The organism is Flavobacterium sp. (assembly GCF_046155325.1).
Classification (GTDB): Bacteria; Bacteroidota; Bacteroidia; order Flavobacteriales; family Flavobacteriaceae; genus Flavobacterium.
On record NZ_JBJXDQ010000153.1, the window covers coordinates 42307 to 48732 of the forward strand.

The window sequence follows — 6426 nt, forward strand, 5'->3', positions numbered from 1 at the left end:
AAAATCAGTGAATACGTTCTCTAAAAAGGCATAATATCATTGAAAAAACCTTTAAGAGAATTAAGCTCAAAATCTTAATCCTCTTCAATTTATTAATGGTTTATTGTTTTAAAATTTTATAAAAGTCCAGCCCTTTTCAACAAAGCATCTGCTTTTGGCTCTTGACCTCTAAATTTTTTGTATAAATCCATTGGTAATTCGGTGCCGCCTTTGGATAGGATATTGTCTTTAAATTTAGTGGCAATTTCTTTATTAAAAATTCCATTTTCTTGAAAATAAGCAAAGGCATCGGCATCGAGAACTTCGGCCCATTTGTAGCTGTAATATCCTGAGGAATAGCCACCTTGAAAAATATGAGAGAAAGAAACCGACATGCAATTTTCGGCAACATCAGGGTATAAAGTGGTGCCTGCAAAAGCGGATTTTTCGAAAGCTTTTATATTGGTAATTTCAGTTGGATTTTGACTGTGAAAAGCCATGTCTAAAAGGCCAAAACTAATTTGACGTAAGGTAGCCATGCCTTCCTGAAAACTAGCACTTTCTTTGATTTTTTCGACATAGTCTTGCGGGATAATTTCACCTGTTTGATAATGTTTGGCAAAAAGTGCCAAAGCTTCGGGTTCATAACACCAATTTTCCATTATTTGACTTGGCAATTCTACAAAATCCCAATAGACTGAGGTACCCGATAAACTAGGGTAAGTTGTGTTGGCTAACATCCCGTGTAATCCGTGTCCAAATTCATGAAACAAAGTGGTTACTTCGTTGAAAGTGAGTAGCGAAGGTTTGCTTTCAGTAGGGGGTGTAAAATTGCAAACATTAGAAATATGAGGTCTTTCGTTTATGCCATCTTTGATAGATTGCGATTTGAAACTGGTCATCCAGGCTCCATTTCGTTTTCCTTTTCTTGGAAAAAAATCGGCATAAAATACCGCTACAAATTCACCAAATTCGTCTATTACTTCATAGGTTGTAACATCGGGGTGGTATTTATCGATATCAAAAATTTCGGTAAATTTTAATCCAAAAAGTTTTCCAGCAATAGTAAAAGCACCATTTAAAACGTTTTCTAGTTGAAAATAAGGTTTTAGCAATTCATCATCTAAATTGAAGAGTTTTTGCTTCAACTTTTCGGAGTAATAAGCACCATCCCATTTCTCTAATTGGTCTATTCCGTCTAATTCTTTTGCAAAAGCTGTCAGTTCTGCAAATTCTTTCTCAGCGGCAGGTTTTGCTTTAGCCAATAAATCATTCAAAAAAGTTTTTACTTTTTGGGGATTTTGTGCCATTCTTTCTTCCAAAACAAAGTCTGAATGAGTTGTGTAACCTAATAAATTGGCTCTTTTATTACGTAATTTAGCAATTTTTAAAGTTATTTTTTGATTGTCAAATTCATTATTTTGAAACCCTTTTTTCCCAGCTGCAATAGCCATTTTTTTTCGCAATTTTCTATTGTCGGCATAGGTCACAAACGGAATATAACTTGGGTAATCCAAAGTAAATAACCAGCCTTCTAATTCTTTACTTTTAGCCAATGATTGAGCGGCTTCAATGGTTCCTTCGGGAAGTCCTTTTAGGTCATTTTCGTTAGTAATATGTAGTTGAAAATTATTGGTTTCGGCCAATACATTTTCACCATAAGTAAGCTTTAGTTTGGCTAATTCAGTATCGATTTCACGTAATTTTAGCTTGTCTTCTCCCTTAAGTAGCGCCCCATTTCGGGCAAAACCTTTGAATTTTTTTTCTAATAAAGTAGTTTGTTCAGTGTTCAGCTTTAAACCCTCTTTTTGCTCGTAAATAGTTTTGATTCTTTGGAACAAATCTTCGTTTAAAGTGATGTCATTACTAAATTCAGTCAGCAATGGTGATACTTCTTGGGCGATTTTTTGCATTTCGTCACTCGTTTCTGCTGAATTCAAATTAAAAAATATAGAAGATAATCTATCTAACGCATCTCCTGAAAAATCTAATGCTTCGATAGTGTTTTCGAAAGTGGGTTTTTCGGGATTGTTTATGATACTATCAATTTCGGCTTTTGCAGCAGCAATGTTTTCTAGAAAAGCAGGTTTATAATCGTCAAGTTTGATTTGCGAAAAGGGAGCAGTATTGTGTTTGGTTTGAAATTTTTCAATTAAAACTTTCATAATAATAGCACTATTTTTATTTTGAACCATTAAGATTCTGTGATTTTATTTTTTTAAATTTTCGGATGATTTGTTTACAGTTTCTTTGAGTCCTTCTTTGTAGGCTATAATTTTATCCAAAACGCATTTGTCGGATGTTCCGATAATTTGTGCGGCAAGAATCCCCGCATTTTTCGCTCCGTTTAAGGCAACGGTGGCTACAGGAACACCCCCTGGCATTTGCAAAATAGACAAAACGCTATCCCAACCATCAATAGAATTGCTTGATTTTACAGGAACACCAATTACAGGTAGGGGAGACATCGAGGCAACCATTCCCGGTAAATGTGCAGCTCCACCAGCGCCAGCGATAATTACCGAAATTCCACGAGTGTGTGCGTTTTTACTGAAATCAAATAATTTTTCGGGCGTTCTGTGTGCTGAAACGATATCGACTTCGGTTTCTATATCAAATCCTTTTAAGATGTCGATGGCCTCTTGCATGACAGGCATATCCGATATACTTCCCATTATTATGGCTACTTTACTCATTGTTTTTTATTTAAAGATTAAATGATTGAAAGATTTAAAAATTAGTGTTGTAATCTTTAAATTTTTCAATCTTTAAATTTTTTAATTATTTAGAAATTACTTTAATACTATTCTTAACTTCTTCGGCTATTTTCCGGGCTGTTACCATATCTTGGTTGACAATAGTGACATGTCCCATTTTGCGGAATGGGCGAGTTTGTTTTTTGCCATAAATATGAGGAGTTACACCATCAATAGCCATTATTTTTTCTATGTTTTCGTAAACTACATTTCCTGAATACCCTTCGGAACCCACTAAATTAACCATAATTCCAGCCACTTTACTTTCGCAATTTCCTAAAGGCAAATCTAAAATAGCACGCAGATGATTTTCAAATTGCGAGGTATAACTTGCCTCGATGGTGTGATGACCAGAATTGTGAGGTCTCGGAGCTACTTCGTTAACTAAAATTTCATCAGTATGTGTTTGAAACATTTCAACGGCTAACAATCCAACATGATCAAAGGCTTTTGAAACTTCTAAGGCTATTTGTGTCGCTTTTTGAGCTACTTTGTCATCAATTCTTGCTGGGCAAATTACATATTCTACCTGGTTTGCTTCGGGATGAAATTCCATTTCTACCACAGGATAGGTTTTTACTTCGCCTGAAACATTGCGAACTACAATTACTGATAATTCATTTTTGAATTCAACCATTTCTTCAGCAATACATTCTACATTGGGTAAATTAATTAAGTTGTCAACGGTTCTAACTACTTTTACGCCATTGCCGTCATAACCAAACTCAGTACATTTCCATACAAAAGGCAATTGGATTGCAGATTGCAGATTGCAGATTGCAGATTGCAGATTTTGCAAATCTGAATATCTTTCGAATTTTGAAGTTGGAATACTATTATTTATATAAAATTCTTTCTGGATACCTTTATTCTGAATTAGTTTTAAAGTTTTTGGAGAGGGGTATACTTTTACTCCTTCCGATTCTAATTGTGTTAAAGCATCAATATTAACCAATTCTATTTCGAAAGTTAAAATATCGACTTGTTTCCCAAAATTATAGACAGTCTCAAAATTCATTAAATCACCTTGAAAGAATTTATTGCAAGCGATTTTACTTGGAGCTTCGTTGCTCGGGTCTAATACATAGGTTTGAATATCAAATTTGCGAGTTTCAAACAATAGCATTTTGCCGAGTTGCCCGCCTCCTAGAATACCGAGTTTAAAATTTGAAGAAAAATAGGTCATTATTATTAAGGTTGCTTCACTTGATTGATTTGACTAATCAATCATAGGCAAATATAAAAATATTCAACAATAGTCTGTTACTACTTTTGTTTTTTGTCTGTTTTTAATTAGATATAGTATAAGAACATGTTGGGTGTAATTTAAATTTGATATTTATATAACACATAGCATCATAGTTTTAATTGATTTTGCAAAGGCGTTTCACTATATTTAATAAAAAAATAGCTTTCTTAATCCAAAAATTGGGCTAGCTAACTTTTTTTTCTATGACTCTAGCCTGTACTGAGCTTTGCCGAAGTGTGGTTAAATTTTTTATTAATCACACCCAACGGGTTATTTTATTCCTTCTTAATTTATTCCTATATATTAAGGTATAAATTTAGTAGGTAATAGTATTGCACTATTGTTAATCATTTTTTTTGTTTCTTTTTTAAGATATTTTAATTTTAATTGTTTGATTTATAAATTTAATTATTTTTTATTTTTATTGTAAACTTTTAATACAATTTTAGTTTTGTGTTTAATTTTAATTAAGAAAAAACTTACACAAAAAAAATTAAAATGAATTCAATCGTAAATAATTGATTTCAAGACACTTAAATAATTTTATTTAATTATTCTGACACACTTTTTCTTATGTGCTATATTAATTTTGTGTATTTCATCGATTTCTAATGTATTTTAGATTGTTTATTATAAATATTTATTGTTATTTTGTTCAAAATTTAAAAACTATAATTATGAAATTAAAATTATTATTTTTTATGGGTATTTTATCCGTATTATTTAATACGGTGAACGGTCAGAATACCGCACCGGTTTTCCAGGTACCTCCATCTAATAGGTTAATTTGTCCTGGATATGTAGCTGCGAATACACAATTTCAGGTTACGGATGCTAATACACCTGCGGCTAATTTAGTAACTACAGCTTCTGCTGTTGGTGGTCAAAATGTTACTTTTAATTTTACACAAGATCCTACAGGTATTTTGCGATCTATTGATGTAACACCTGTGGGTCCAATTGTTCCGGGGATTGTAACGGTAACAATACAATTATCCGATGTGGGTGCGCCGACTCCAAATCTATCAACTAATGCAGTATTTACTATAAATTTTAATGATAGTACTGATCCAGTTATTAGTACAACGTTACCTTTGCCTAACATAATAAAAAATATTAGTTCAGGTGCTGGTTGTAAATTTACTATTCCAGATTATAGATCTTTAGTTTCTGCTACAGATGATTGTGGAGGTGTTGTTATAACGCAATCCCCTGCAGCTGGTTCAGAGTTGTCAGTAGCGAACAATGATGTAGTTACAATAACTATAACTGCTACTGATGATTATGGAAATGATGTTTCAACTAGTTTTGATGTTACTTTAAAAGATGTAACAAATCCAGTATTTACTTCATCACCTACTGATAGTAATGTAAATGTTAATTCTTTAGATTGTACTTTTACAATCCCAGATTATGTAGTGTTATCTTCTGCTACTGATAATTGCGGGACTTCAACTATAACACAATCACCTCTATTAGGTACTGTATTGTCAAATCATAATACTACTCAACTTATTACATTGACAGCTGATGATGGTAATGGAAATACAGCTACATCAACTTTTACAATTACTTTGAAAGATGTAACAGATCCAGTATTTACATCTACGCCTGCTGATGCAAATGTGAATCTTGATGCTGATTGTGAATTTTCGATTCCTGATTATGTAGTGTTAGCTTCTGCTACTGATAATTGCGGTACTCCAACTATAACACAATCGCCAGCTGCAGGTTCTATAGTTTCGGGTCATAATACAACACAACTTATTACGCTAACTGTAGATGATACTAATGGAAATACAGCTACATCAACTTTTACAATTACTTTAAAAGATGTAACTGATCCAACTATTACTACTGTCTCAGATTTTGATGTAGATATCAATTCAACTAATTGTGATTTTACTATTCCTGATTATACAGGTTTAGTTACTACTTTTGATAATTGTGGAGCTGTTACTGTAACACAATCACCTGCTTCAGGGACTTTGTCGGGTCATAATACTACGCAAATTATTACTTTAACAGCTGATGATGGTAATGGAAATACAGCTACATCAACTTTTACAATTACTTTGAAAGATGTAACAAAACCAACAATAACTCCTTCAGGTGATGAGGAAGTATCTAATGATCCAGGTCAATGTGGTGCATTGGTAACTGTTTCAGCTACGGCTACTGATAATTGTACAAGTCCTATTTCTCCAATGGGAGTAAGAAGTGATGCATTGGATTTAAGCGCTGCATATCCAGTAGGAATAACTACTATTACATGGAATGTATCCGATGATAATGGAAATTCTGCTATTCCTACTACACAGACCGTAACGGTTACAGATGATCAAGCTCCTGTTTTTGCTTCTGCATTTCCAGATTTAACTGTAAACAATGATCCTGGATTTTGTAGTTATGCGACTAATCAGTTGCCTGTTCCTAGTGTAA

Annotated in this window: 3 protein-coding genes and 1 pseudogene; 1 reads left to right on the top strand and 3 read right to left on the bottom strand. The window is 33.2% G+C overall.

What is annotated here, in order from left to right; translation table 11 throughout:
• Positions 1-116 precede the first annotated feature (116 nt).
• From ACKVOD_RS10620 to ACKVOD_RS10630, 3 genes are all read right to left on the bottom strand, one after another.
• Positions 117-2144 carry a M3 family metallopeptidase gene (locus tag ACKVOD_RS10620; RefSeq protein ID WP_409209442.1) on the bottom strand — a complete coding sequence of 676 codons (2028 nt, stop codon included), beginning with the start codon at positions 2142-2144 and terminating at the stop codon, positions 117-119.
• A 45-nt stretch (positions 2145-2189) separates the two neighbouring features.
• Entirely contained in the window at positions 2190-2675 is a 486-nt protein-coding gene (gene purE / locus ACKVOD_RS10625; RefSeq protein ID WP_409209443.1) for a 5-(carboxyamino)imidazole ribonucleotide mutase, read from the bottom strand.
• 85 nt (positions 2676-2760) lie between these two features.
• On the bottom strand, positions 2761-3921 hold the full coding sequence (locus ACKVOD_RS10630; RefSeq protein ID WP_409209444.1) for a 5-(carboxyamino)imidazole ribonucleotide synthase: 1161 nt from the start codon (positions 3919-3921) through the stop codon (positions 2761-2763).
• A gap of 740 nt (positions 3922-4661) precedes the next feature.
• On the opposite strand from ACKVOD_RS10630, the pseudogene ACKVOD_RS10635 reads away from it, so the two are divergent.
• Positions 4662-6426, top strand: a pseudogene (locus tag ACKVOD_RS10635) (hypothetical protein); the annotation flags it as partial.

Bases quoted from the DNA above. Each gene is read 5' to 3' on its own strand.
- ACKVOD_RS10620 (WP_409209442.1), bottom strand. From the start codon at position 2,144: ATGAAAGTTTTAATTGAAAAATTTCAAACCAAACACAATACTGCTCCC.
- purE (WP_409209443.1), bottom strand. From the start codon at position 2,675: ATGAGTAAAGTAGCCATAATAATGGGAAGTATATCGGATATGCCTGTC.
- ACKVOD_RS10630 (WP_409209444.1), bottom strand. From the start codon at position 3,921: ATGACCTATTTTTCTTCAAATTTTAAACTCGGTATTCTAGGAGGCGGG.